General features: G+C 73.0%; 25 protein-coding genes. 11 read left to right on the forward strand and 14 right to left on the reverse strand.

The window, feature by feature from the left end:
• Window positions 1–84: 84 nt before the first annotated feature.
• The 3 genes from BM314_RS17090 to BM314_RS17100 all read right to left on the reverse strand — a co-directional run bounded on the left by BM314_RS17090 (window position 85) and on the right by BM314_RS17100 (window position 3,741).
• A complete protein-coding gene (locus BM314_RS17090) occupies window positions 85–1,128 on the reverse strand; it encodes an Hsp33 family molecular chaperone (protein WP_091979154.1) in 1,044 nt (347 codons plus the stop codon).
• A 273-nt stretch (window positions 1,129–1,401) separates the two neighbouring features.
• Entirely contained in the window at window positions 1,402–2,382 is a 981-nt protein-coding gene (argF, locus tag BM314_RS17095; RefSeq protein ID WP_091979156.1) for an ornithine carbamoyltransferase, read from the reverse strand.
• Between the two features lie 168 nt (window positions 2,383–2,550).
• Window positions 2,551–3,741, reverse strand: coding sequence for an aspartate aminotransferase family protein (locus BM314_RS17100; RefSeq protein WP_026605084.1), 1,191 nt, complete (start codon window positions 3,739–3,741; stop codon window positions 2,551–2,553).
• Between the two features lie 326 nt (window positions 3,742–4,067).
• Here BM314_RS17100 and BM314_RS17105 point away from each other — a divergent pair, with 326 nt between their 5' ends.
• The 6 genes from BM314_RS17105 to BM314_RS17130 all read left to right on the forward strand — a co-directional run bounded on the left by BM314_RS17105 (window position 4,068) and on the right by BM314_RS17130 (window position 9,446).
• Window positions 4,068–4,541, forward strand: coding sequence for a RidA family protein (locus tag BM314_RS17105; protein WP_091979158.1), 474 nt, complete (start codon window positions 4,068–4,070; stop codon window positions 4,539–4,541).
• A gap of 2 nt (window positions 4,542–4,543) precedes the next feature.
• Complete coding sequence (locus tag BM314_RS17110) at window positions 4,544–5,293, forward strand: glycerophosphodiester phosphodiesterase family protein (RefSeq protein WP_091979160.1); 750 nt, start codon at window positions 4,544–4,546, stop codon at window positions 5,291–5,293.
• Between the two features lie 42 nt (window positions 5,294–5,335).
• On the forward strand, window positions 5,336–5,770 hold the full coding sequence (locus BM314_RS17115; protein ID WP_091927081.1) for a lysozyme inhibitor LprI family protein: 435 nt from the start codon (window positions 5,336–5,338) through the stop codon (window positions 5,768–5,770).
• Between the two features lie 177 nt (window positions 5,771–5,947).
• A complete protein-coding gene (locus BM314_RS17120; protein ID WP_091979162.1) occupies window positions 5,948–7,228 on the forward strand; it encodes a GNAT family N-acetyltransferase in 1,281 nt (426 codons plus the stop codon).
• A complete protein-coding gene (locus BM314_RS17125) occupies window positions 7,225–8,385 on the forward strand; it encodes a M20 aminoacylase family protein (protein WP_091979164.1) in 1,161 nt (386 codons plus the stop codon). Before BM314_RS17120 ends, BM314_RS17125 begins: the two co-directional genes overlap by 4 nt.
• A gap of 470 nt (window positions 8,386–8,855) precedes the next feature.
• Window positions 8,856–9,446: a PAS domain-containing protein gene (locus BM314_RS17130; RefSeq protein ID WP_020094157.1), complete on the forward strand. Its 591-nt coding sequence runs from the start codon at window positions 8,856–8,858 to the stop codon at window positions 9,444–9,446.
• A gap of 49 nt (window positions 9,447–9,495) precedes the next feature.
• On the opposite strand, the gene BM314_RS17135 is transcribed toward BM314_RS17130, so the two are convergent.
• From BM314_RS17135 to modC, 3 genes are all read right to left on the reverse strand, one after another.
• A complete protein-coding gene (locus BM314_RS17135) occupies window positions 9,496–11,133 on the reverse strand; it encodes a TadG family pilus assembly protein (RefSeq protein ID WP_091927085.1) in 1,638 nt (545 codons plus the stop codon).
• Window positions 11,130–11,507, reverse strand: coding sequence for a TadE/TadG family type IV pilus assembly protein (locus tag BM314_RS17140; RefSeq protein ID WP_244539964.1), 378 nt, complete (start codon window positions 11,505–11,507; stop codon window positions 11,130–11,132). Before BM314_RS17140 ends, BM314_RS17135 begins: the two co-directional genes overlap by 4 nt.
• 232 nt (window positions 11,508–11,739) lie before the next feature.
• Window positions 11,740–12,843 carry a molybdenum ABC transporter ATP-binding protein gene (gene modC, locus BM314_RS17145; protein WP_020094154.1) on the reverse strand — a complete coding sequence of 368 codons (1,104 nt, stop codon included), beginning with the start codon at window positions 12,841–12,843 and terminating at the stop codon, window positions 11,740–11,742.
• Between the two features lie 62 nt (window positions 12,844–12,905).
• Between modC and BM314_RS17150 the strand changes: the two genes are divergently transcribed.
• Window positions 12,906–13,562, forward strand: a complete 657-nt coding sequence (locus tag BM314_RS17150; protein ID WP_091927087.1) for a glutathione S-transferase — start codon at window positions 12,906–12,908, stop codon at window positions 13,560–13,562.
• A gap of 30 nt (window positions 13,563–13,592) precedes the next feature.
• On the opposite strand, the gene modB is transcribed toward BM314_RS17150, so the two are convergent.
• The 4 genes from modB to BM314_RS30640 all read right to left on the reverse strand — a co-directional run bounded on the left by modB (window position 13,593) and on the right by BM314_RS30640 (window position 15,722).
• A complete protein-coding gene (gene modB / locus BM314_RS17155) occupies window positions 13,593–14,285 on the reverse strand; it encodes a molybdate ABC transporter permease subunit (RefSeq protein ID WP_020094152.1) in 693 nt (230 codons plus the stop codon).
• 15 nt (window positions 14,286–14,300) lie between these two features.
• Window positions 14,301–15,116: a molybdate ABC transporter substrate-binding protein gene (gene modA, locus BM314_RS17160; protein ID WP_091979166.1), complete on the reverse strand. Its 816-nt coding sequence runs from the start codon at window positions 15,114–15,116 to the stop codon at window positions 14,301–14,303.
• Between the two features lie 108 nt (window positions 15,117–15,224).
• Window positions 15,225–15,365: a hypothetical protein gene (locus BM314_RS17165; RefSeq protein ID WP_234082796.1), complete on the reverse strand. Its 141-nt coding sequence runs from the start codon at window positions 15,363–15,365 to the stop codon at window positions 15,225–15,227.
• A gap of 213 nt (window positions 15,366–15,578) precedes the next feature.
• Complete coding sequence (locus BM314_RS30640; RefSeq protein WP_020094149.1) at window positions 15,579–15,722, reverse strand: hypothetical protein; 144 nt, start codon at window positions 15,720–15,722, stop codon at window positions 15,579–15,581.
• Between the two features lie 291 nt (window positions 15,723–16,013).
• Between BM314_RS30640 and BM314_RS17170 the strand changes: the two genes are divergently transcribed.
• Window positions 16,014–16,934 (forward strand): 50S ribosomal protein L11 methyltransferase, encoded by a 921-nt coding sequence (locus BM314_RS17170; RefSeq protein WP_091979168.1) that lies wholly within the window; start codon window positions 16,014–16,016, stop codon window positions 16,932–16,934.
• Between the two features lie 50 nt (window positions 16,935–16,984).
• Complete coding sequence (locus tag BM314_RS17175; RefSeq protein WP_091979170.1) at window positions 16,985–17,173, forward strand: ribosome modulation factor; 189 nt, start codon at window positions 16,985–16,987, stop codon at window positions 17,171–17,173.
• On the opposite strand, the gene BM314_RS17180 is transcribed toward BM314_RS17175, so the two are convergent.
• A complete protein-coding gene (locus tag BM314_RS17180; protein WP_056534027.1) occupies window positions 17,174–17,428 on the reverse strand; it encodes a hypothetical protein in 255 nt (84 codons plus the stop codon).
• A gap of 138 nt (window positions 17,429–17,566) precedes the next feature.
• Between BM314_RS17180 and BM314_RS17185 the strand changes: the two genes are divergently transcribed.
• Together BM314_RS17185 and BM314_RS17190 are read left to right on the forward strand one after the other, a co-directional pair.
• Window positions 17,567–19,405, forward strand: a complete 1,839-nt coding sequence (locus BM314_RS17185) for an aminopeptidase P family protein (protein WP_091979172.1) — start codon at window positions 17,567–17,569, stop codon at window positions 19,403–19,405.
• A 155-nt stretch (window positions 19,406–19,560) separates the two neighbouring features.
• Window positions 19,561–21,717, forward strand: a complete 2,157-nt coding sequence (locus BM314_RS17190) for a protein-disulfide reductase DsbD family protein (protein ID WP_170868132.1) — start codon at window positions 19,561–19,563, stop codon at window positions 21,715–21,717.
• Window positions 21,718–21,896: 179 nt separating this feature from the next.
• On the opposite strand, the gene phoB is transcribed toward BM314_RS17190, so the two are convergent.
• The 3 genes from phoB to pstB all read right to left on the reverse strand — a co-directional run bounded on the left by phoB (window position 21,897) and on the right by pstB (window position 24,359).
• Window positions 21,897–22,592 (reverse strand): phosphate regulon transcriptional regulator PhoB, encoded by a 696-nt coding sequence (gene phoB, locus BM314_RS17195; RefSeq protein ID WP_042671704.1) that lies wholly within the window; start codon window positions 22,590–22,592, stop codon window positions 21,897–21,899.
• Between the two features lie 122 nt (window positions 22,593–22,714).
• Window positions 22,715–23,434 carry a phosphate signaling complex protein PhoU gene (phoU, locus tag BM314_RS17200; RefSeq protein ID WP_020094142.1) on the reverse strand — a complete coding sequence of 240 codons (720 nt, stop codon included), beginning with the start codon at window positions 23,432–23,434 and terminating at the stop codon, window positions 22,715–22,717.
• A gap of 109 nt (window positions 23,435–23,543) precedes the next feature.
• Complete coding sequence (gene pstB, locus BM314_RS17205; RefSeq protein ID WP_020094141.1) at window positions 23,544–24,359, reverse strand: phosphate ABC transporter ATP-binding protein PstB; 816 nt, start codon at window positions 24,357–24,359, stop codon at window positions 23,544–23,546.
• Window positions 24,360–24,363: the final 4 nt, after the last annotated feature.

Here is a 24,363-nt window from a genome sequence, read left to right on the forward strand (position 1 = left end):
GAATACCGATCTTCGTGCGTTTCGCGCGGAAAAGCTTGGCCGTAGACGCGGGCATGCTGGTCCGCAGGCCCGCTGTCCTGCGCTCTACTGGCCGGGCTGTCCGGCGATCTCGGCCTCGACCTCCTGGGGATCGAGGTCGTAGCGCCGGGAGCAGAACTCGCAGGTGATGACGATGCGCCCGTCATCCGCCACCATGTCGTGCCGTTCCTGCGGCGTGAACGAGCGGATCATGCCCATCACGCGCTCGCGCGAGCAGCGGCAGGTCTCCTGGACGGGCTGGCGGTCGAACACCCGCACCCCGCGCTCGTGGAACAGCCGGTAGAGCAATCGCTCGCTGGAGACGTTCGGATCGACCAGCTCGTGATCCTCGATGGTCGCCACCAGCGAGCGGGCCTCGACCCAGGCGTCGTCCTCCGGCGCTTCCCCCGAGAGATGCGCGTGGCCCTCCGGGATGTCGCCCGGGGGCAGGTCGGCGAGGCGTGCCCGGTCGACCGATTGCGGCAGGAACTGCACGAGCAGGCCGCCGGCCCGCCAGCGCCCGGCCCCCTCCTCCACGGCCTCGGCCACGGCGAGCCGCACCTGCGTGGGGATCTGTTCCGACTGGCGGAAATACTGGTGCGCGGCCTCCTCCAGGCTCTGGCCCTCGAGGGCGACGACGCCCTGGTAGCGGCTCGCGGTGGTGCCCTGGTCGATGGTCATGGCGAGGTGACCGGTGCCGATCAGCTCGCCATCCTTGAGCGGGCCGGTGCCGAGGGCGGCGACCCGCTCCGGCTCGAACCGCGCGGTCGCGCGCAGCCGGTCCGGGGCCTCGAAATCGACCACGATCATCGCGACCGGACCGTCGGTCTTGGTCTGGAGCTGGAACCGGCCCTCGAACTTGAGCGAGGAGCCGAGCAGCACCGTCAGCGCCGCGGCCTCGCCGAGGAGGCGCGCCACCGGGTCCGGATAGCCGTGGCGGCGCAGGATCGTGTCCACGGCGGGGCCGAGCCGGACGACGCGGCCGCGCACGTCCAGCGCCTCGACGGCGAAGGGCAGCACGGCGTCGTCCGCACCGGCGTGGCCGTTGCCGGCATTCTGGGCCTGCGGCTGGGATGGCGACTGGGGGTGCGACTGCGTTCCTGAGGTCATGCCCTCTCCGATCGATGCGTCCGGCGTCTCGTGCCGACGAAGCGTGGATCCGTCCTCCCGGAGGCCGGGCGGCGTGAGGCGATGACCTTGGCGGAGCGATCGGATCCCTCACCCCGTCCAGCCCGAGCGGGAGCGGCGGCGCAGCGCGCTCCGTTCGTCGCCGGGATGCCGCCTTCCGGCGGCCGTGATGGGGAGACGGGCGGCACGGGCCGCCCGCTCAAGCCCATATGGTGCGCCGACCCCGCCAGCGCGAGGCCGGACGTGACCGCGACGTCAGAGCCCGTTGGCGCCCAGGCACCAGGCCAGGATGCCCTTCTGCGCGTGCAGACGGTTCTCGGCCTCGTCGAACACCACGGAGCGCGGGCCGTCCATTACCTCGGCCGTCACTTCCTCGCCGCGGTGGGCGGGGAGGCAGTGCATGAAGATCGCGCCCGGATCCGCCGCCGCCATCAGCTTGTCATTGACCTGATAGGGGCTGAGCAGGTTGTGCCGGTGCGCCTCGTCGTCGTCGCCCATCGACACCCAGCAGTCGGTGACCACGGCATCGACACCGTCCACCGCCGCGAAGGCGTCGGTGGTGACGTGGATGTCGGCACCTTCCTGCTGCGCCCAGGCGAGGAGTGCCGGCGGCGGCGCGAGTTCCGGCGGGCTCGCGATGTTCAGCGTGAAGTCGAGGCGCGCGGCCGCGTGGACCCAGCTCGCCAGCACGTTGTTCGAGTCGCCCGACCACGCGACCTTGCGGCCCCGGATCGGCCCGCGATGCTCTTCGAAGGTCAGCACGTCGGCCATGATCTGGCACGGGTGCGAGACCTTGGTCAGGGCGTTGATCACCGGGACGGTGGCGTACTCGGCCAGCTCCAGCATCTGACCGTGGTCGAGGATGCGGATCATGATCGCGTCGACGAAGCGCGAGAGCACCTGCGCGGTGTCGCCGATGGTCTCGCCGCGGCCAAGCTGCATCTCGGAGCCGGTGAGCATCAGGGTCTCGCCGCCGAGCTCGCGCATCGCCACGTCGAAGGACACGCGGGTGCGGGTCGAGGGCCGGTCGAACACCATGGCGAGGGTCTTTCCGGTGAGCGGGCGCTCGGCGGCCAGCTCGCCCTTGCGGCGGCGCGCCTTGATGGCGGCGCTGGCATCGAGGACCCGGCGCAGCTCCGCCCCGGAGAAATCCTTGAGATCGAGGAAATGGCGAGGGCCGGCACCGTTCAGGTGCTTGGCCGGGGCCTGTGCCCGGCCGTCAATCTGGGCTTTCATCGCGTCACAATAACTAGAGTCTGCTCAACGATCACCTGATCATGAACCGCACTCTACCTCCTGGCAGGGGCATCTCCGTCACGCGCGGCGGGATCGACCGCGCCCGGAAATGCTTCGGGCCGCCCTCCGGGGTCCGGAGGGCGGTGTTCTCAAACTCGTGGATCGATCCTACTCGGCCGCGCCGCGCACGGCCTCGAAGCCGGACGCCGCCGCGTCCAGGCGGCGGACCGCCTCGTCGATCTCGGCCTCGCCGATGGTCAGCGGCGGCAGCAGGCGGACGATGTTGTCGCCCGCCGGGATCACCAGCAGGTGCGCGTCCCGCGCGGCGGCGGCGAAGTCGGTATTCGGCACGCCGAGCTTGAGGCCCAGCATCAGCCCCTCGCCGCGGATCTCCTGGATGACGTGCGGGTGGCGGTCGCGCAGGGCCGCGAGCTTCTGCTTGAGCAGCAGGCCGGAGCGGGCGACGCGCGCGAGGAAGCCCTCCTCGAGCACGACGTCCAGCACGGCGTTGCCCACCGCCATTGCGAGCGGGTTGCCGCCGAAGGTGGTGCCGTGCGTGCCGGCCGTCATGCCGCGCGCGGCCTCGCGGGTCGCGAGGCAGGCGCCCAGGGGGAAGCCGCCGCCGATGCCCTTGGCGACGCTCATGATGTCCGGGGTGATGCCGGACCATTCGTGCGCGAACAGCCGCCCGGTGCGGCCGACGCCGGTCTGGACCTCGTCCATGATCAGCAGGAGGCCGTTGGCGTCGCAGATCTCGCGCAGCCGGCGCAGGTCCGCGTGGGGGATCTCCCGCACGCCGCCCTCGCCCTGGATCGGCTCGATCATCAGCGCCGCCGTCTCCGGCCCGATCACCGCCTCCAGCGCCGCCCAGTCGCCGGCCGGGACCTGGTCGAAGCCCTCGACCTTCGGACCGAAACCCTCGATGTACTTCTGCTGGCCGCCGGCCGCGAGCGTCGCCAGCGTCCGCCCGTGGAAGGCGCCCGCGAAGGTGACGATCCGGTAGCGCTCCGGCTGCCCGCCGGCCGCGTGGTACTTGCGGGCGATCTTGATCGCCGCCTCGTTCGCCTCGGCGCCCGAGTTGCAGAAGAACACCACGTCCGCGAAGGTCGCGTCGACGAGGCGCTGCCCGAGGCGCTCGCCGCCCGGGATCTGGAACAGGTTCGAGGTGTGCCAGATCTTGCCCGCCTGCTCGGTCAGCGCGCCGACGAGGTGCGGGTGCGCGTGGCCGAGGCCGTTCACCGCGATGCCGGCGCCGAAGTCGAGATATCGCTCCCCGCCCTCCGTCACGAGCCAGGCGCCCTCGCCGCGCTCGAAGGCGAGCGGCGCACGGACGTAGGTCGGCAGAAGGGCTGACGTCACGGGTCCCATCTCCGTTTCACGCAGGATCCCGGAGCGAGCGTTGAGCCGGCTCCAAATGAAAGTGCCGCCTCAGTCCTGGGCGGCACGCGCGCGATTACTATGAAAGAGCCGCCGCCTGTCAACGTTTCAGTGCCCGGCGGGCCCGCCGGGCAGCCCTGCGCGCGGCACCGGGAAGGCCGATCGCGACGGTGAATCTGCGGCGGTCCCGACCCGGGCCGCAGGCGATCGCGGGGCCGCGATCCCGGCCTTCGCGGCGGCGGCCCTTGCGCCGCGGGGGGCGGCCGTGCTCCTGCTCCCGCGGATTCGCAGGAACCTGGGAGACCCCGATGAGCTCGATCAAGGAACGCCTGACGGCGCTGGGCCTGACCCTGCCGAAGGCGGCGGCGCCGGTCGCCAACTACGTGCCGTTCGTGCGCACCGGCAACCTCGTGGTGATCTCCGGCCAAGTCTGCTTCGGCGCGGACGGCGCCATCGCGGCCGAGCACAAGGGCAAGGTCGGCGGCACCGTCTCGGCCGAGGCCGGGAAGGCGGCCGCGCGCCTCTGCGCGCTCAACGTCCTCGCCCAGCTCGAGGCCGCGGTGGGCGACCTCGACCGCGCGGTGGTGCAGTGCGTGCGGCTCGGCGGCTTCATCAACGCGGCGCCGGGCTTCTCGGCCGTGGCCGGGGTGATGAACGGCGCCTCCGACCTGATGGTCGAGCTCCTCGCCGACCGCGGGCGCCACGCGCGCTCCACCGTCGGCGTGGCCGAGCTGCCCCTCGACGCCGCCGTCGAGGTCGAGGCGATGTTCGAGGTCCGCTGACGGTGGCCGCCCCCGACTGGCTCACCGCGCGGCCGATCGCCCATCGCGGCCTGCACGACCGCGCGGCGGGCCGGCCGGAGAACACGCTGGCGGCGGCCCGGGCGGCCGTCGCGGGCGGCTTCGCCATCGAGTGCGACGTCCAGCTCAGCGCCGACGGCGAGGCGATGGTCTTCCACGACGCCGCGCTCGGGCGCCTGACCGGGGCGAATGCGGCTCTGGCCGACCGGTCGGCCGCCGAACTCGGGACGCTCGCCGTCGCCGGGTCCGCGGAGACGATCCCGACGCTGCCGGCCTTCCTGGCGGCGGTGGCCGGGGCGGTGCCGGTGGTGATCGAGGTGAAGTCCCGCTACGACGGCGACCTGCGGCTCGCGACCCGCGCCGCCGAAGTGGCCGCCGCCTATGACGGGCCGGTGGCGCTGAAATCCTTCGACCCGCAGGTGGTCGCGGCCCTGCGCGACCTCTGCCCCGCCGCGATCCCGCGGGGCATCGTGGCGGAGACGACGCAGGACGACCCGGTCTACGCGGCCCTGACCCCCTCGCTCCGCCGGTCCCTCTCCGACCTGCTGCACCTCGCCGAGACGCGGCCCGACTTCCTGTCCTGGCGGGTGGACGACCTGCCCTGCGCGCCGACCTACCTCTGCAGGCTGCTCGGTCAGATCCCCGTCATGACCTGGACGGTCCGGAATGCGGAGCAGCGCGCCCGCGCGGCCGCGCACGCGGACCAGATGGTGTTCGAGGGCTTCGCCCCGTAAATTTTCCTACGCCCTGTCCGATTCTGTCCGACCAAGATCGCCATGACCGCTTCGAGTGACGCCCGCGCCCGCTTCGCGCGGCTCTGCGGGGGCCTCGCCCTCGCCGCCACCCTGCTCTGCCCGGCGCCCGCTTCGGCGGCCGACCCGTGCGCGGGCACGACCCAGGCGGATCTCAACGCCTGCGCGGCTGCCGATTACCGGGCCGCCGACACGGCGCTGAACGCCGTCTACGGGCAGCTGATGAAGAAGATCGGCCCGAAGACGAAGGACGCCCTGCGGGGCGCCCAGAAGGCCTGGCTGTCGTACCGGGACGCGACCTGCTTCCTCGAGACCATGGGTCTCGACGGGGGCTCGGCCTACGCGATGGAGTACAACGGCTGCCTGAAGGGGCTGACCGACGCGCGGATCAAGGTCCTGAAGGGATACCTCGACTGCAAAGCGGACGACGTGTCGTGCGTCGGCCGCCTCGGCGAGTGAGCGCGGGCCGCGACGGCGCCGCCCGGTTCGGAGCGCGCGCGCGTCGCCGCGCGCCGTCCTGGAGGCCGCGCGAAAGCGCGGGGCGGGTGACGTCGGCGGCCGTCTGACAACGCTGCCATGGTCGCCGCGCGCATCCGCCCGCTTGCCCCCGGCCGGTCAGGGGCTAGAGTCCGGCCCATGAAGCAAGCACCCGGGCCGACGCCGGAGACCGCCGCACTGACCGTGCGGGCGCTTCCCGGATTGAAGGAGATCGGCGCGGCGGAATGGGATGCCTGCGCCTTCTCGCCCGAGACCCTGGCGGCGGGCGACGAGACCCACAACCCCTTCTTGTCGCACGCTTTCCTGTCGGCGCTGGAGGATTCGGGCTGCGTCTCGCGCAGGACCGGCTGGCTGCCGCTCCACGTCTCGGTCGAGCGCGACGGCGTCCGCCTCGGCGTCGCGCCCTGCTACCTGAAATCGCACAGCCAGGGCGAGTACGTCTTCGACCACGGCTGGGCCGACGCCTACGAGCGGGCTGGCGGCGCCTACTACCCCAAGCTCCAGGTCAGCGTGCCGTTCACGCCGGTGACCGGGCCGCGCTTCCTGATCGCCCCGGGGGCCGATCCCGACGAGGCCACGGCCGGCCTCGTCGCGGGCCTGCGGGCCCTGCGGGGCGAGACCAAGGCCTCCTCGATCCACGTCACCTTCATGCGCGAGCCGGAGTGGGAGCGGGCCGGCGCGGCCGGCTTCCTGCAGCGCACCGACCAGCAGTTCCACTGGCAGAACGACGGCTACGCGACCTTCGACGACTTCCTGTCCGCCCTCGCCTCGCGCAAGCGCAAGACCATCCGCAAGGAGCGCCGCGACGCCCTGGCGCCGGGCATCACCGTGGAGCACCTGACCGGCGCGGCCATCACCGAGGCCCACTGGGACGCGTTCTACGCCTTCTACATGGACACGGGCTCGCGGAAGTGGGGGCGGCCCTACCTCAACCGCCGGTTCTTCTCGCTCCTGTCCGAGCGCATGGCCGACCGGGTGCTCCTCGTGATGGCGAAGCGCGGGGACGCCTACATCGCGGGGGCGATCAACCTCATCGGCGATACCGCGCTCTACGGGCGCAACTGGGGCTGCATCGAGGACCACCCCTTCCTCCATTTCGAGGTCTGCTACTACCAGGCGATCGACTTCGCGATCGCCCGGGGCCTGAAGCGGGTCGAGGCGGGTGCCCAGGGCGAGCACAAGCTCGCCCGCGGCTACCGGCCGGTCCTGATGCACTCGGCCCACGACATCGCCGACCCGGCGCTGCGCCGCGCGGTGGCCGATTACTTGCAGCGGGAGCGCGCCCACGTCGCCGAGGCGGTCGACGTCCTCGACACGCTGACGCCGTTCCGGCGCGCGGACGCGGGCGACGCCCGCGACGGCGCGCCGCCGTCCGAACCCTCTCCCAACACGTCCCCCCCCGAGAGTGCCGAGTCATGAGCCCGATCGACCGCATCAAGACCTACGCCGACGAGCTGACGGCCCTGCGCCGCGACCTGCACGCCCATCCGGAGCTCGGCTTCGAGGAGGTCCGGACGGCCGGCATCGTGGCCGACCTCCTCGAGACGTTCGGCTGCGAGGTGCATCGCGGCGTCGGCGGCACCGGGGTGGTGGGCCTGCTCAAGGGCCGCACCGACAACGGCAAGCGCATCGGCCTGCGCGCCGACATGGACGCCCTGCCCATCGAGGAGGAGACCAACCTCCCCTATCGCTCGACCTACGCGGGCAAGATGCACGCCTGCGGCCATGACGGGCACACGACCATGCTGGTCGGCGCGGCGCGCTACCTCGCCGAGACCCGCGATTTCGACGGCACCGCGGTGTTCGTGTTCCAGCCGGCCGAGGAGGGCCGCGGCGGCGCCCGGGCCATGCTGAAGGACGGCCTGTTCGAGCGCTTCCCCTGCGACGAGATCTACGGCCTGCACAACCAGCCCGGCGGCGGCCACGGCATGATCAAGCTCCGGCCGGGGCCGATCATGGCGGCGGCGGACTTCTTCGACATCCACATCCGCGGCAAGGGCATCCACGCCGCCCAGCCGCACCGGGGCGTCGACCCGATCATCATCGCCTCCGGCCTCGCCCAGGCGCTCCAGTCGATCGTGTCGCGCAACGCCGACCCGCTGAAGTCCATCGTCCTGTCGATCACCCGGATCGAGGCGGGCTCCGCCTACAACGTGATCCCCGAGACGGCCCATCTCGCCGGCACGATCCGCACCTTCGACAAGGAGATCCGGGCGCTCGCCGGAACCCGCATGCGCGAGCTGGCGGCCGGCTTCGGCGCCGCCTACGGCGCCGAGGTCACGGTCGACCTGCAGGACGTGTTCTCCGTCCTGGAGAACGCCCCCGCGCAGGCGGCCGCAGCCACGGAGGTCGCCACCGAGCTCCTGGGCGCCGACAAGGTCGAGTCGAACGTCGTGCCCAAGATGGGCAGCGAGGACTTCGCCGACATGACCATGGCGGTCCCCGGCGCCTATGTCTGGCTCGGCGCCAATCCGGGGCCCGGCCTGCACAATGCCGGCTACAACTTCGACGACTCGATCATCCCGATCGGCAGCGCCTTCCTGGCGCGGATGGTCGAGCGCCGCACCGCGGCCTGACGCCGGGCGCCGTCCCCGCCCTCCGGGACTTTCCGGATGGCGGGCGATGTCGCCGCGCGAGCCCGTTCGGCCGTCGACAGCGCGGCCGGCCGGTGCGAATCCTGACGGAACTCGCCCGCGAGCCAACGCGGGCCGCGAAGGGAGGGCGCCATGTCACCGGAGATGCGGGAATCGCGCGCGGCGCTCATCCTGCTCGCCGCCTCGGTGGGGGCGGTCCTGATTTTCGGCGCCTTCACGCTGCTCACGCAGCTCGGCTGAGACGCGACCGCGATTGCAACCTGAGCGGGTCGATCCCGGCCCCGATCGGCGCGGCCCGGCGGCCCGACGATCGGGATTCCGCCGTCCGCGCAGGGGAATGCCGTTGATGCTTCACGGGCTATCGAGTTGAGTTAACTGCTCATTAATTCCATCAGCGGTTGTATGTCTCCGACGAAGGCGGGCACGGTGCGCGCTGGAACCGGAGTTCGCCCATGATGGCCGACGCAATCCAGGGCCCCCGCCCTCGGCCGGTCGACCTCTCGGCCGCCCTCGACGCCTCCGGGATCATCGGCGCGTGGTCGTGGTCGCCGCGCGCCGAGCGGTGCGTCCTCGATGCCGGCGCCGCCGAGGTGCTGGCCGGGGATGCCGGGCTCGCCGGGCGCCCCCTCCCGCTCTCGGTCGCCAAGGCCTGCGTCCATCCCGAGGATCGGCCGGCCGTGGTGCGGCAGTTCAAGGCTCTGCGCGAGCGCGGCGGCCTGTTCGTGGCCGAGTACCGGACGCTGTCGCCCTCGGGGCAGGTCCGCCGGATCCTCGATCGTGGCCGGATCCCGCCGGGCGCGTCGAGCCGGCGCCTCGGGCACGGTGTCATCATCGACGTGACCGACGAGCCGTCGGCGACGCGCGCGATGCCCGAGCCCGCGGACGCGCTCACCCAGGCGGTCGACCGCGCTCTCGAATGCCGCGACGCCCTGGAGGGGGTGGCGGATTCCGAGCTTCAACTCCTGATCGACATGCTGCTGCTGCACCTCGGACGGCGCATCGCCAAGGCCTCCACGACCGGTGCGCGCCGCGGCGGCCACTGAGCGGGGCTGCCGCGTCCTGTCGGGGCTCTGCCGGGCCGTCCGGCCCGGCTCACTGCACCAGCACGGCCTGGTTGCAGAGGGTGCCGTCGACCTCGAGGTCGGCGTAGCCCAGACGCAGGCCGAGGCTGCGCAGGACGGTGTCGAGCACGAGGTCGACACCCGGCGTCACGGTGCCCAGGGCGGTCGTCAGGGTCGACTGGATCAGCGGCGGCACGCCGACGTCGCCGACGCTCAGCACGAGATTGCGCAGCAGGCTGCCGGTGAGCGACTGGGTCAGGTTGCCCGAGGCGACCGTGCGAACCGTGTGGTTGGCGATGTCCGCGTCCGAGAACACGAGGGTCTGCGATCCGGTGCCGAGCGTCGCCAGGGCGCGCCCGGAGACGGTGATCCCGAGCACCGTGACCAGGGGCGCGGGCTGCGACAGGTCGGGGCTCGCGCTGCCCCCGTTGATCGCGGTGCGCGGCACCTGCGCGATCGCCAGCGTCGCCAGTCCCGTCTGCGCGTCGAGGGTGACCTTGCGTCCGCCGGACCCGGCGCAGCTGAGCGACCGCAGGGTCGCCTGCGCCGGTGCCACCTCCGCGTAGACCGGCAGGGTGATGGTTCCGAGCCCGAGCGCCGTGACGGTGGTCTCGATCAGCAGCCGGGTCTGCGCCGTCTGCACGGTGGCGTTCCGGCTGCCCGGCCGGACCCAGCCGGAGCTGCGCTTGCGCTCTCCGATCGCCAGGGTCAGGCGGGTCGAGAGCAGGCCGGGCACCGTGGCTCCGAGATCGATCGCCACCTGATTCTGGCCGTTCGCCAGGGAGGCGGCCGCGCCCAGCAGGTTCAGCACGTTGAGCGAGGGGCCGGCGAAGCCCCGCGGCGGCGCCAGCGCGGCGGCGTCGCCGAGCCCGTCCACCTGGCCGATCGCGACGAGGTTTCCGGCATTCGGCAGGGCGTTGAGGATCCCCGACAGGGCCGACACCGCGCTGCCGTTGTCCGCCGCGGCGACCCGGAGCGCCATCAGCATCTGACCGACGCTGGCATTCGCCTGAACGATGTCGGTGTAGTTCGCGGCCTGCATGTTGAGGCTCGCCCCGAGGGCGTCGAGGACGCGCAGCCCGTCGACGCGGGCGCTGGCCAGGGCATCGTAGTCGCTGACGCTGAGCGACAGCTTGGCGCCGAGCAGCGCGCCGAGCAGGGCGTTGGCGATGCCGCCGTCGAGCTTCAGCGTGCCGGACCCGATCGTGAAGGCGGCGAATTGCGCGCTCGCGGCGGTGCCGGTCACCCGCAGCGGCACCGCGGCGGGCAGGCCGATCGCCCGGCCGAAGGTCACCGGGACCGAGGTCGCGAGGCCGACCCGCACCGCGTTCGCCGGGCTGCCGCCGGCGCTGAACCGGCCGCCCGGGGCGACGCCCTTGGTGCTCGCGTCGTAGCTGCCGGGCGCGACCGTGGCGGTCGCCGCGCCGTAGCCGTTGTCGCCGAGGGAGCGGCGGGCGACCGTGTCGGCCTGGCTCGGATCGACGGCCGCCAGCATGGCGGCGATGTCCACCGCCCCCTGCGCCTTGCGCCGCGCCTGGAAGACCAGGCCGAGATCGATCCCGACCGCGCCCGCCCCCATCAGCATCGCGCTGCCGAGCGCCACCAGGATCGCGACGTTGCCGCCGCGCGCGGCCCCGAAGCGGCGCAGGCGCCCGCCCCGGCCGATCACAGGCCGCCCTTCCGGACGCTGACGGTGCTGCGCAGCACGGTCGGGAGCATCGGCAGCAGGCGCGCGAAGGCGTTGATGCCGAGCGTGTTGGCGTCGAGGGTGACGGTGACCGTGTACACCGTCGCGTCGCTGGGATCCGGCCCGACCTGCACGACGATGCTGCCCGGCCGGAACATCGCGCCGGCGCTCAGGCTCCGGTTCACCATGGACTGGGCGAGATTCGCGCGCTCGGCATCCGTGACGCCGGCCACGGAGGCGCGGGCCGCCTCGGCGGCGATCTGGCGGAGGTTGTGGGCCGCGCCGAGGCAGATCCCGAACACCGCGATCCCGGCGAAGAGCAGGAACAGCACGGGCGCCACGAGGGCGAACTCCACCGCGGAACTACCGCGCCGGCAGGTCCACCCGTTCGGCGCACTCCGCCGGCGCAAGCGCCGCATGCCCATCGCATCGCCCTCCGCGACTCGCGCAGCACGACCACTGCACGATCCATCGTGGCGGCGATGTTCTAACTAATGGTTGTTTTAATGCTCAATTCTACAACCAAAGCGAGTGGTCTGCGCCCCGGGTGCGCCTCCCGGGCTCGTCGCGCCGAGCCGCGTCGCGGTCTCAGATCGCCCGCGGAGGCCGCAGCAGGCCGATCCCCGCCGGATCGAAGGACGCGCTCTTGACGATGGCGTGGACCTCGCGCCCCGGGGCGAGGCCGAGTTCGCGGACGGCCGCGCCGGTCACGCGCGCCACGAGACGGGCGCCGTTGCAGTCGATCTCCACCGCCGTCTCGGCGCCCGCGGCCGTCAAGCCGCAGATCCGGCCGGCCAGCACGTTGCGGGCGCTGAGGCCGCGGGGAGGCTCGGTGGCGACGAGCACGTCGCGGGCGGGGATGCGCACCCGCAGCCGCGTCCCGGCCGGGCGCGACAGGCCCGGCACCAGCAGGCTCCCGGCGGCGCCCGTCAGGCGCGTGAGCCCGGTGGCGGCGTCGAGGGCCTCGACGACCATGTCGAGGAGCGCGCCGGCCTCGGCCTCGTGGATCGGCACGAGATCGGCGCGGCGCAGGATCGTCTCCGCGGGGCCGGCGGCGGCCACCCGCCCGGCCTCCAGCACGATCACCGTGTTGGCGAGCCGGGCCACCTCGGAGACGGCGTGGCTGACGTAGAGGATCGGCACGCCGGCCTCGTCGCGCAGGCGCTCGATGTAGGGAAGGATCTCGGCCTTGCGGGCCTCGTCCAGGGCCGCGAGGGGCTCGTCCATCAGCAGGAGGCGCGGCCTCGCCAGCAGCGCTCGGCCGATCGCCACCCGCTGGCGCTCGCCGCCCGAGAGACCGGCGGGCCGCCGGTCGAGGAGATGGTCGATGCCGAGCATGTCGGTCACGGCCGCGAAGGCCGCCGGGTCGGCGCGGCGCCGCGCGAAGACCCGGCCGTAGCCGAGATTGGTCCGGACGCTGAGATGCGGGAACAGCCGCGCGTCCTGGAACACCACGCCGACGTGGCGCCGGTGCGACGGCAGCACCAGGCCGGACGCGGTGTCGACCCACGGGGTGCCGCCGACGACGATCCGGCCCCGGTCCGGCCGCGCGAGGCCGGCGATCAGGTCGATCAGCGTGGTCTTCCCCGAGCCCGAGCGCCCGAACAGGGCGGTCAGCCCCGGCCCGGCCTCGAAGGCGGCCGCGAGCGCGAAGGCGCCGCGCCGGAGCTGGACGTCGACCTGGATGCTCACGCGGACAGACTCGCGTAACAGGAGCCCCGGCGCGTCCCGACGCCGGCCCGGACTTGCCCGCGATGATCACGGTCCACCACCTCGAGAACAGCCGCTCGCAGCGCGTGCTCTGGCTGCTGGAGGAACTGGAGCTGCCCTACCGCGTGATCCGCCACGCCCGCGACCCGCGGACCCTGCGCGCGCCGGCCGAACTCCTGGCCGTCCACCCGCTGGGCAAGGCGCCGGTGATCACCGACGGCGGGACGGTGGTCGCCGAGACCGGCGCGATCGTCGCCTACCTGACGGATCTGGCCGGCGCGCGGCTGGTGCCCGGGCCCGGGACGGAGGAGCGGCGGCGCTACGTCTACTGGTCGCACTACGCCGAGGGCTCGGCGATGCCGCCGCTGCTGCTGAAGCTGGTCTTCGGGCGGCTGGCGCCGGGCAGTCCCTGGCCGCTGCGGCCCCTCGTCCGGCGGATCGCCGACACGGTGCTGCGGGGCTTCGTCGATCCGGACCTGCGCCGGCACGCGGCCTTCTGGGAGACGGAACTCGCCGGCCGCCCGTATTTCTGCGGCGCCGATTTCACCGCGGCCGACATCCTGATGAGCTTCCCGCTGGAGGCCTTCGCGGCGCGCGGCACGGGCGCGGGCCCGCGCGTCGCGGACTGGCTCGCGCGCATCCACGCCCGTCCGGCCTACCAGAGGGCCCTGCAGCAGGGCGGGCCCTACGCGTATGCCTGAGCGGGCGTCCCGCCCCGGATCGGTCGCCATTCAGCCCGCCCCCAGGCGCCGACCGGCCCGCCGCGCCAGGAATTCCGACACCAGCAGGGCCGCGACCGACAGCGCGATCGAGATCAGGGTGAGGCGCAGGGCCGGCCCCTCCCCGCCCGGAACCTGCGTCAGCGTGTAGATCGCCGACGGCAGGGTCTGGGTCTCGCCCGGGATGTTCGAGACGAACGTGATGGTCGCGCCGAACTCCCCCATCGCCTTGGCGAAGGCCAGCACGGCGCCCGCGAGGCACCCGGGCAGGCTGAGGGGCAGCGTGATCGTCAGGAACACCGCGAAGGGGTTCGCGCCCAGCGTCCCGGCCGCCTGCTCCAGGCGCCGGTCCACGGCCTCGATCGACAGCCGCATCGCCCGCACCATGAGCGGGAAGCCCATCACCGCGCAGGCCAGCGCCGCCCCGGTCCAGCGGAAGGAGAAGACCACGCCGATCTCGGCGAGGGGCGCGCCGAGCGGGCCGCGCCGGCCGAAGGCCAGCAGCAGCAGGTAGCCGGTCACGACCGGGGGCAGGATCAGCGGCAGGTGGACCAGCCCGTCCAGCAGGGCGCGGCCGGGAAACCGGCGCCGCGCCAGCAGCCACGCCACGGCGAGGCCGGGCACGAGGCTCGCGAGCGTCGCCACCGTCGCCACCCGCAGGCTCAGGCCGACGGCGGTCCACTCGTCCGGCGTGAGCCCGAGCAAGGGGGCGGCGCGCCGCTACTGGCTGGCGCCGGGCTGCGCGACCACCGTGAAGCCCTGGCGCTCGAAGGAGCCCCGGGCCTCCGGGCCGCGCAGGTAGCCGAGCAGCGTCCCGGCATCCGGGTTGCGCGACTCCCGGGTCACCGCCGCCGGATAGACGATCGGCGGGTGGCTGTCGGCCGGGAAGGTCGCCACAACGTGGACGCTCGGGTCCGCGGCCGCGTCGGTGGCGTAGACGATGCCGAGCGGCGCCTCGCCCCGGGCGACCAGCAGGAGGGCGGCGCGCACGTTCTCGGCCTGGGCGACCTGCCCCTTCACGGCATCCCAGGCGCCGAGCTTCTCCAGGGCGGCCTTGCCGTACTTGCCGGCGGGAACGGCGTCGATCGTCGCCATCGCCAGCCGCCCGCCGCCGAGCATCCGCGTCAGCGTGGTGCCGAGGTTCGGCGCCAGGGCCACCTGCGGATCCGCGGCGCTGTCCTTCGGCCCCGGGGCGATCAGCACCAGGGCGTTGCGCAGGAGGTCGATCCGCGAGCCGGCCTTCAGCAGCCCGGCCCGGTCGACGTAATCCATCCACGCGAGGTCGGCCGAGATGAACAGGTCTGCCGGCGCCCCCGCCTCGATCTGCTTCGCGAGGGCGTTCGAGCCGGCGTAGGAGATCCGCGCGGTCTTGCCGGTCGCCTTCGTCCAGGCTGCCGCGGCGTCGTCGAGGGCGTTCTTGAGGCTCGCGGCCGCGAACACGACGACCGGCTCGTCCGCCCGCGCGGCCCTGTCGGTCGGCGCGAGAACCAGCGCCGCGAGCCCGCAGGCGACCAGGATCCGTCGAGGCAGGGGCATCACGCAGATCTCTCCGGTCGCGACCCGCTATATACGGCGGGGAACGACGGGGATCATAGGCGCGCGCGGGCGGTCGGCCAAGGCCCGGCCGACCCGGGTGACCGCGCGTCAGCCGAGCTTGGCCTCCGGCCGGTCCTTGGGCTCGGCCTCGGCCCGGTGGAGGCGGCTCAGCAGGACGAGGAGATGGCCCGGGAGCGGCCCGTCCGGTGCGGGACCGCCGAAGATACGCTCGCGTGGTCGGGCAGGCACGGCCGCGCCGTTGACGACCACAGGCCCGCGGGGGCCGGAACGCCGAGACTTGGTCACGCTGTACGCACCTTGCTCAATCGTGATTCACGTAAAAAGCCGGCAAAAACGCCGCGCAAGTCGGCCAGTTCCGCAGCTGCCGTACATCATTTGGTTAACGCGCGAACAACCTGCCTCATTCCTGGGCGCCCGCTCGCGCGAATCGGTGTCGCGCCGTCACCAGGTCCGGATGTCGTGCCGCTCGGTCGGGCGCGCCTCCGGCATGCCGTTCATGCCGTTCGCGACCAGCAAGGCCCAGAGCGTGGCGGCGCCAGCGGTCACGGCCGCGAAGGCGACGCTGATGAGGAGAGGCGCGGTCATGGCAGCACGATCGTCTGTCAAAACAGGCGCGCCGCTCCGGGAAGTGCGGCGCGCCCGAGTTGAGGGTCCGGCCTTGGGTAAGCCGAGATTGTTTAAGCACACGCGATGGCTGTGGACACTGGTTTGAGTCGCGCAGAAGATAAGTATTGGCGCTTGTGACCGTCCGGCAACAACGGGCGGGGCCGCCGGTCCGCTCCGCCGCCCTGCCCCGCGGCCCCACCCTTGCCGGGCCCGGATTTTTTCGCGCCAGCCCCTGGGCTGCGGCGCGCCCCGGCGTTACAGCCGGGCACCATGCTCGAAGGCCTGCCGCCCCATCGCCCGTCCCACGTCCTGCGTCTGCTGACCGACGAACGCTCGGCCCGCGCGATGACCGACCTCCTCGGAGAGATGTTCGATCCCACGGAGACCGCGGTGGCGGCCTTCGAGGACGAGGACGGGCGCACGTGGCGGCTTGAGGCCTACTTCGCGGACGCCCCCGACGAGGATTACGTCCGCGAGTTGATCCGCCCGGTCATCGGCGACGCGGCCGACGCGGCGGAGTTCCGCACGATCGACCAGCAGGACTGGGTGCGCGCGTCGCTGGAGGGCCTGAAGCCGGTCCGGGCCGGCCGGTTCCTCGTCCACGGCTCGCACGACCGCGACTCGGTCCGGGGCAACGATCTGGCCATCGAGATCGAGGCCGCCCTCGCCTTCGGGACCGGGCATCACGGAACGACGCTGGGCTGCCTCCGCGCCCTGGTCTCGGAACTCAAGCGCTGGCGCCCGGTCCACGTCCTCGACGTCGGCACGGGAACCGGGATCCTCGCCTTCGCGGCCGCCAAGGCCCTGCGGCAGCCGGTGGTGGCCGGCGACCTCGACGCGGAGGCCGTGCGCACGGCCCGCGAGAACGCCCGCGCCAACGGGCTCGGCCCCTATCTCAAGCTCTACGAGGGGCCCGGGGTCCGCCACCGCCTCGCCGACCGACCGCGCCATTTCGATCTCGTCTTCGCCAACATCCTGGCCCGGCCACTCAGGCTCCTGGCGCCGACCCTGGCGCGGGTCGTCGCCACCGAGGGTGTGTTGGTCCTGTCCGGCCTGATCGAGCGCGACGTGCCGGGCGTGCTCTCCGCCTACCGTCTCCAGGGCTTCTCCCTCGTGCGGCGCGGCGTGATCGAGGGGTGGGTCGCCCTGGTCCTGGCGCGCGGTGGTGCGGCGCAGCGTCCGCGGCGCTGACCCGCGCGGCATCGCCCCGAACTCCCCGCGCGCCGGCGTGTTGTCCGGCCATGAGCCAGACGTCGCTCCACGATCCGCCCGCTGACCCCATCGCCGAGGGCGCCCGCGCCCGGGCGCAGGGGCGGCCCAAGGATGCCTGCCCCTATCCGGCCGACTCGCCCGCGCGCCGGGCTTGGATCGAGGGCTACGACGGGGCACCCGCGGACCGGGCGCCGGACCTGCCGATCACGAACGGCTGATCAGCGCGCGGTGCGCAGCCGGCCCGGCCGGTCCGGCGCGCCCGCGGTCTCGGCCGGCGACCCCGGTGCGTCCGCCTGCGACACCGGCGCGCCGAGCGCCGCCATCAGCGCGCGCAGGCCGTCGATCCACTCTTCGAGTTCGGCGAGCGAATCGAAGCCGTCGCGGCGGACGACCGTGTCGGGCTCGATCGTCACGACGGCGTCGAAGCGGCCGTCGGGTCTGTCGCTGATCCGGTAGTAAACGCGGCGTGGCATGTCTGAGTAATAAGCGAGAATCCGCGGCGTGATAAGATTGCTAACGATCTTTAAGCACCGCAACCGACCTCCCACCAACCTCTTTCTCATGACAACAGGGTGTTGCGACGCGGGAGCGGCGGGCGCTAGGCTCGCCACATGACCGAGACCCGTCCGTCCCGACAGCGCCAGCGCTTCCAGAGCTTCGACGACCCGAGCCACCGGAAGGGCGCCGAGCGGATCGAGGCCCTCCGGGCGGCGCTGCGCGAGACCGGACTCGACGGCTTCGTCGTGCCGCGGGCCGACGAGCACCAGTCGGAATACGTTCCCGCCGACGCCGAGCGGCTGGCCTGGCTCACCGGCTTCACCGGCTCGGCCGGCACGGCCGTGATCCTGATGGAGCCCGCGGCGCTGGTCGTCGACGGGCGCTACACCCTGCAGGCGCCCGAGCAGGTCGATACCGGTCTCGTCACGGTGGTGCCGCTCGCCGAATCGACGCCGGAGGCCTGGGTCGGGGCCAACCTGCGGCGGGATCAGGTGCTCGGCTACGATCCCTGGCTGCACACCCCGGACGGTCTGGCGCGCCTGGAGCGGGCCGTGACCCGCGCCGGCGGGACCGTGCGGGCGGTGCCGAACCTCGTCGACGCGGTCTGGGCCGGTCGGCCGCGGCCGCCGGCCGGTCCGGTGGTGGTCCATCCGGACGCGCTGTGCGGCGAGGCGTCCGCCGACAAGCTCGCCCGGATCCGGGCGGCGCTCGCCGAGGGCGGCTGCGATGCCCTGGTGATCTCCGACCCGCACAACCTGGCCTGGGCCTTCAACCTGCGCGGGTCCGACGTCGCCCACACGCCCCTGGCGCTGGGTTACGCCATCCTGCCGCGCGAGGGACGGGCCCGGCTGTACCTCGTCTCTCCGAACGTTGATCCGGCCCTGCGGGCGGAACTCGCGCCGATCGCCGAGATCCTGCCGCGGGCGGACCTGGACGACGGGCTGGCATCCCTGGCGGGCGCGCGCGTCCGCCTCGACGCGGCCACCGGCGCCGTCGCCGTGAAGGAGAAGATCGAGGCTGCCGGCGGCACGGCCGATGTCGGCAAGGACCCGATAACCGGCATGAAGGCGGTCAAGAACGCCGCCGAGATCGCGGGCGCCCGCGCCGCCCATGTCCGGGACGGGGCGAGCGTCGCGCGCTTCCTCGCCTGGCTCGACGGTGCGGCCGTGGCCGGCGGCCTCACCGAGATCGCCGCCGTCGAGGCCCTAGAAGATTTCCGGGCCGCCGGCGGCGACCTGCGCGAGGTCTCGTTCCCCACGATCTCGGGTTCCGGACCGAACGGCGCGATCGTCCACTACCGGGTGAGCCGCGCCACGGACCGGGCGGTCCAGTCGGGCGAGCTGTTCCTGATCGATTCGGGAGCGCAGTACCCGGACGGCACCACCGACATCACCCGGACGGTCGCGGTCGGCGCGCCGAGCCCGGAGATGCGCGACCGGTTCACGCGGGTGCTGAAGGGGCACGTCGCCATCGCCCGGGCGGTGTTCCCGGTCGGCACGACCGGCGCCCAGATCGACGCCTTCGCGCGGGCACCGCTCTGGCAGGCGGGCCTCGACTTCGACCACGGCACCGGTCACGGCGTCGGCGCCTTCCTGTCGGTGCACGAGGGGCCGCAGCGGATCGCCAAGACCGGCACGGTGGCGCTCGAGCCCGGCATGATCCTGTCGAACGAGCCGGGCTACTACGCCCGCGGCGCCTACGGCATCCGGATCGAGAACCTCGTCCTGGTCGAGGCCCGCGCGATCGCGGGCGGGGAGCGCCCGATGCTCGGCTTCGAGACGCTGACGCTCGCTCCCTACGACCGCCGGCTGATCCGGCCGGACCTGCTCGAGCCCGGGGAGCGGGCCTGGATCGACGCCTATCATGCGAGGGTCCGCGAGACCCTGGCGCCCGGGCTCGACACCGCGACGCGCGACTGGCTCGAGCGGGCGACGGCGCCGCTCGAGGGGTGAGCCGGCCGCAGGGGATCCCGAACGCGGTCCGTGGTAAGACCCGACGCCATGGTAAGACCGGACGCCATGGTAAGACCGGACGCCATGGAAACGCCCGCGCCGAGCCCGACACGCCGCGCGTGAAACCGCGACCGCCCCGCGCGCGAAGGGACAGCATGATCCGCCGCCTCGTCCTCCTGATCCTGGCCCTCGCCGCGAGCCTCTCGGCCGCCGCGGCACAGGGGTTCCGCACGCCCGCGGACCTCGTGCGCGCGAGCCTCGTGGCCGAGTCCGCCGCGGTCGCCGGCGCGCAGCCCTTCACGCTGGCGGTGCGGATGCAGGTCAAGCCCGGCTGGCACGTCTACTGGCGCAACCCGGGCGATTCCGGCCTGCCCCCGGAGGTGACCTGGACCCTGCCGGCCGGCTTCAGCGCCGGCGCGATCCGGTGGCCGGCGCCGGAGCGCATTCCGATCGCGACTCTCATGAACTACGGCTACGAGGGTGAGGTCACGCTCCTCGTCCCGGTGACGCCGCCGCCGAGCCTCGACCCGGCCGACCCGGTGCGGATCCAGGCCAAGCTGACTTACCTCGTCTGCGAGACCGAGTGCGTGCCCGGCTCGGCCGATCTCGCCCTGACCCTGCCGGTCGGCAAGGCCGAGCCGGACCCGGCCAACGCCGCGCTGTTCGCGCGCGCCCGCGCTGCGCTCCCCGTGCCGGCGCTCTGGCCCTTGAGCCTGTCGAGCCAGGGCGACACCCTGCGCCTCGATTTCGCCGCGGCCGGCCTCAAGCCCGAGGCGGTCCGGAACGCCGCGTACTTCCCCTACGCCGAGACGGCGATCGACAACGCCGCCGCGCAGGTGATGAGCGTCGACGGGACCGGCCTGCACCTGACCCTCGCCCGGAGCAGCCCGACCGACCCGGTGCCCGCCGCGCTGCCCGGCGTCCTGACGGTCGAGGCGGTCGACGCCGCCGGGACCCGCCGGCTCGCCTTCGCGTACGGCGACGAGCCGGTCCTCCCGGCCGCCGCGGCGCCGGCCGCGACCGCGCCGCCCGCGACCGCGCCGGCCGCCGCCGACTTCGACGCGCTGACGCTGGCGACCGCCGCGGCCTTCGCCTTCCTCGGCGGCCTGATCCTCAACCTGATGCCCTGCGTCTTCCCGGTCCTGTCGATCAAGGTGCTCGGCCTCGTGCGGCACGCGGGCGAGGGGCCGGCCCGGCTGCGGCTCCACGGCCTCGCCTACACGGCCGGCGTCCTGGCGAGCTTCCTGGCGCTCGCCGCCGCGCTGATCGGCCTGAAGAGCGGCGGGGCCGCGATCGGCTGGGGGTTCCAGCTCCAGTCGCCCGCCATCGTGGCGGGGCTCGCCTACCTGCTGTTCGCGATGGGCCTGAGCCTCTCGGGCGCGGTCCATGTCGGCGGCCGGCTCGCCGGCCTCGGCGACGGCCTCACCCGGCGCGGCGGCCTGAGCGGCTCGTTCTTCACCGGCGTGCTCGCGACCCTGGTGGCGACGCCCTGCACGGCGCCGTTCATGGGCTCGGCGGTGGGCTTCGCGCTGACCCAGAGCGCCGGCGTGGCGCTCGCCGTCTTCGCGAGCCTCGGCCTCGGCCTCGCCCTGCCCTTCCTGCTCCTGACCCTCTGGCCGCCGGCCCTGCGGGCGCTGCCGCGGCCGGGCGCCTGGATGGAGACCCTCAAGCAGGTGCTGGCCTTCCCGGTCTACGCCACCGTGGCGTGGCTGATCTGGGTGCTGGCGCAGCAGGTCGACCCGCGCGGGCTGCTGACGGCGCTGATCGGCCTCGTCCTCGTGGGCTTCGCCGCCTGGGCCTGGGAGCACGGCCGCGCCGCCCCGCCGCGGGCTGGCCGGGTCGCGCAGGCCGCCGCCGCGCTGGCGCTGATCGCCGTCGGGGCCCTCGCCGTCACCCTGCCCCGGGACCGCGCCGCGCCGGCCGCGCAGGCCGCCGCCGACGGGATCGAGCCGTTCACGCAGGCGCGCCTCGACGCCCTGGTCGACGCGCACCGCCCCGTCTTCGTGGACATGACCGCCGCGTGGTGCATCACCTGCGCGGTCAACGAGGCGACCTCGCTCAACACCAAGGCCGTGCGGGCCGCGATGGCCGAGCGCGGCGTGACCTACATGAAGGGCGACTGGACCAACCAGAACCCCGAGATCACCCGCCTCCTGGAGAAGCACGGGCGCAGCGGCGTCCCGCTCTACCTGCTCTATACCGGGACGGGAGAGCCCCAGGTGCTGCCGCAGATCCTCACCGAGGGGACGGTCCTGGCGGCGCTGGAGGCGGTGCCGGCCGCCTCGGGCCGGAGCGCGGCGCTGGCGCGCTGAGTCCCTGGAGGTCGGGACGCGCGAATCTTCGCGGGCCCGTCCCAGCGTCTTTGCGAGCGGAGCGAAGCGACCCAGCAGCGCCACGCTCACAGGCGTCCCGCCGCCCTGGGTCGCTTCGCTGCGCTCGCGATGACGGTGCGCCGGAGCGAAGTCCTATCCGGACGGCCCGTGAGGCCGCCTCAGGCCTCCAGCGAGAAGGTCTCGTCGAAGGCGTAGCCCGAGCCCCGGACCGTGCGGATCGGGTCGGTCTGGCGCGGGCCGTTCAGCGCCTTGCGCAGCCGCCCGACATGGACGTCGACGGTGCGCTCGTCGATGTAGACGTCGTGGCCCCACACCCCGTCGAGGAGCTGCTCGCGGGAGAAGACCCGGCCCGGCGCCAGCATCAGGAATTCCAGGAGCCGGAACTCCGTGGGGCCCAGATGCAGCTCCTCGCCGCCGCGGCGGACGCGGTGGCCGGTGCGGTCGAGTTCCAGGTCGCCGGCCGCCAGCCGGTCCGAGACGTGGGCGGGCTTGGCCCGGCGCAGGAGAGCGCGGATCCGGGCGAGCAGCTCCGGGACCGAGAACGGCTTGACGATGTAGTCGTCGGCGCCCGTGCCGAGCCCGCGGACGCGGTCGCCCTCCTCGCCGCGGGCGGTGAGCATGATCACCGGCAGGCGCTCGGTCTCCCGGCGCGCCCGGATCCGGCGGCACAGCTCGATCCCCGAGAGGCCGGGCAGCATCCAGTCGAGCAGGACGAGGTCCGGGATCCGCTCCGCCAAGAGCAGCTCGGCGTCGTCGCCGCGCGCCGCCGAATCCACCAGGAAGCCCTCGGCCTCCAGGTTGTAGCGCAGCAGCGTGCTCAGGGCCTCCTCGTCCTCGACGATCAGGACTTGCATGCTCACGTTCGAAAACTCGTTCTGCGGGCGGTCACCGGATGGTGCAGGAGGCGCCGCCCCGCCTCAACCCGCACGGAGAGTGACCCCGGCCGCGCCCACAGGAAGGCGCCGGGGTTGGCGCCTCACGGCGCCTGCACGCCGTCCACGGTCGCGTAGTTCGACGCGTCGTTCTTCGGCCGGTCACCCGCCAGCGTCTCGCCCGTGGCGAGGTAGTGGATCGTCTCGGCGATGTTGGTGGTGTGGTCGCCGATGCGCTCGACGTTCTTCGCGCAGAACAGGAGATGCGTGCAGAACGAGATGTTGCGCGGATCCTCCATCATGTAGGTCAGGAGCTCGCGGAACAGGGAATTGTACAGGGCGTCGATCTCGCCGTCGCGCTCCCAGACGTCGTGGGCCGCCTGGACGTCGCGGCTCCCGTAGGCGTCGAGCACGTCCTTCAGCTGACCCTCGGCGAGGTCGCTCATGTGGCGCACGCCGAGCACGATCTTCTGGGCCGGCGCCTGGTCGGAGATCGCCACCACGCGCTTGGCGACGTTCTTGGCGAGGTCGCCGATCCGCTCCAGATCGCCGGAGACGCGGATCGCCGAGATGGTCTCGCGCAGGTCGATCGCCAGGGGCTGGCGCCGGGCGATCAGCAGCACGGCGCGCTCCTCGATGTCCCGCTGCAGCGCGTCGAGGCGCTTGTCGGCGAGGATCACCGCCTGGGCGAGCGTGTCGTCCCGGCGCACGAGGGCGTCGGTCGCCTCCGCGGTCATCTTCTCGGCGACGCCGCCCATCTCCGAGATCGAGCGACGCAGGTTCTCCAGGTCGGTGTCGTAGGAGGTGACGATATGGCCGGGCATGGCGGATCCTTCGATGGAGTCCCGGGGACGGCCCTCCGGGAGGCTTGCGGGACCCGCCGGCGCGCCGGAGACGCGAGCGGCGGTCCCGGGACCGGAGCGGCCCGGCAGACTAGCCGAAGCGGCCGGTGATGTAGTCCTGCGTGCGGCGTTCCGTCGGGTTCATGAACATGCGGTTGGTCGGACCGAACTCGACGAGCTGCCCCAGATACATGAAGGCGGTGAACTGCGAGATGCGCGCCGCCTGCTGCATGTTGTGGGTGACGATCACGATGGTGAACTCGTCGCGCAGCTGCTCGATCAGCTCCTCGATGCGGCCGGTCGAGATCGGGTCGAGGGCCGAGGTCGGCTCGTCGAACAGGATCACCTCCGGCTTCTGCGCCACCGTCCGGGCGATGCACAGGCGCTGCTGCTGGCCGCCCGACAGGCCGGTCCCGGGCTGCCGGAGCTTGTCCTTCACCTCGTCCCAGAGGGCGGCCTTGCGCAGGGATTCCTCGATCCGGCCGTCGAGCTCGGATTTCGGCAGCTTCTCGTAGAGGCGCAGGCCGAAGGCCACGTTGTCGTAGATCGACATCGGGAACGGCGTCGGCTTCTGGAACACCATGCCGATGCGCGAGCGCAGCTCGTTCAGGTCGACGGAGGGGCTGAGGATGTTCTCGCCGTCGAGCAGGATCTCGCCCTCCGCGCGCTGCTCCGGGTAGAGGCTGTAGATCCGGTTGAAGCAGCGCAGCAGGGTGGACTTGCCGCAGCCGGAAGGGCCGATCAGCGCCGTCACCTGCCGGTCGTGGAAGTTGAGGTTGACGTCCTTCAGCCCGTGGAAGCTGCCGTAGTAGAAGTTCAGGTCCTTGACGGCGATCCGCACGGGGCCGCCCTCTTCGGCGCGGTTGCGGTTCAGCTCGACCGTGGGGATCGCGGAGGCGGCGTTCATCGTC

The organism is Methylobacterium sp. 13MFTsu3.1M2 (assembly GCF_900112625.1).
Taxonomy (GTDB): domain Bacteria; phylum Pseudomonadota; class Alphaproteobacteria; order Rhizobiales; family Beijerinckiaceae; genus Methylobacterium.

What these genes read in the sequence shown, in the direction of transcription:
- BM314_RS17090 (WP_091979154.1), bottom strand. Translation starts at nt 1,128, where the DNA reads ATGACCTCAGGAACGCAGTCGCACCCCCAGTCGCCATCCCAGCCGCAG.
- BM314_RS17170 (WP_091979168.1), top strand. Translation starts at nt 16,014, where the DNA reads ATGCTCGAAGGCCTGCCGCCCCATCGCCCGTCCCACGTCCTGCGTCTG.
- modA (WP_091979166.1), bottom strand. Translation starts at nt 15,116, where the DNA reads ATGCCCCTGCCTCGACGGATCCTGGTCGCCTGCGGGCTCGCGGCGCTG.
- BM314_RS17180 (WP_056534027.1), bottom strand. Translation starts at nt 17,428, where the DNA reads ATGCCACGCCGCGTTTACTACCGGATCAGCGACAGACCCGACGGCCGC.
- BM314_RS17105 (WP_091979158.1), top strand. Translation starts at nt 4,068, where the DNA reads ATGAGCTCGATCAAGGAACGCCTGACGGCGCTGGGCCTGACCCTGCCG.
- phoU (WP_020094142.1), bottom strand. Translation starts at nt 23,434, where the DNA reads ATGCCCGGCCATATCGTCACCTCCTACGACACCGACCTGGAGAACCTG.
- pstB (WP_020094141.1), bottom strand. Translation starts at nt 24,359, where the DNA reads ATGAACGCCGCCTCCGCGATCCCCACGGTCGAGCTGAACCGCAACCGC.
- BM314_RS17175 (WP_091979170.1), top strand. Translation starts at nt 16,985, where the DNA reads ATGAGCCAGACGTCGCTCCACGATCCGCCCGCTGACCCCATCGCCGAG.
- BM314_RS17115 (WP_091927081.1), top strand. Translation starts at nt 5,336, where the DNA reads ATGACCGCTTCGAGTGACGCCCGCGCCCGCTTCGCGCGGCTCTGCGGG.
- BM314_RS17130 (WP_020094157.1), top strand. Translation starts at nt 8,856, where the DNA reads ATGATGGCCGACGCAATCCAGGGCCCCCGCCCTCGGCCGGTCGACCTC.
- BM314_RS17125 (WP_091979164.1), top strand. Translation starts at nt 7,225, where the DNA reads ATGAGCCCGATCGACCGCATCAAGACCTACGCCGACGAGCTGACGGCC.
- BM314_RS17185 (WP_091979172.1), top strand. Translation starts at nt 17,567, where the DNA reads ATGACCGAGACCCGTCCGTCCCGACAGCGCCAGCGCTTCCAGAGCTTC.
- BM314_RS30640 (WP_020094149.1), bottom strand. Translation starts at nt 15,722, where the DNA reads ATGACCGCGCCTCTCCTCATCAGCGTCGCCTTCGCGGCCGTGACCGCT.
- BM314_RS17120 (WP_091979162.1), top strand. Translation starts at nt 5,948, where the DNA reads ATGAAGCAAGCACCCGGGCCGACGCCGGAGACCGCCGCACTGACCGTG.
- phoB (WP_042671704.1), bottom strand. Translation starts at nt 22,592, where the DNA reads ATGCAAGTCCTGATCGTCGAGGACGAGGAGGCCCTGAGCACGCTGCTG.
- BM314_RS17190 (WP_170868132.1), top strand. Translation starts at nt 19,561, where the DNA reads ATGATCCGCCGCCTCGTCCTCCTGATCCTGGCCCTCGCCGCGAGCCTC.
- BM314_RS17150 (WP_091927087.1), top strand. Translation starts at nt 12,906, where the DNA reads ATGATCACGGTCCACCACCTCGAGAACAGCCGCTCGCAGCGCGTGCTC.
- argF (WP_091979156.1), bottom strand. Translation starts at nt 2,382, where the DNA reads ATGAAAGCCCAGATTGACGGCCGGGCACAGGCCCCGGCCAAGCACCTG.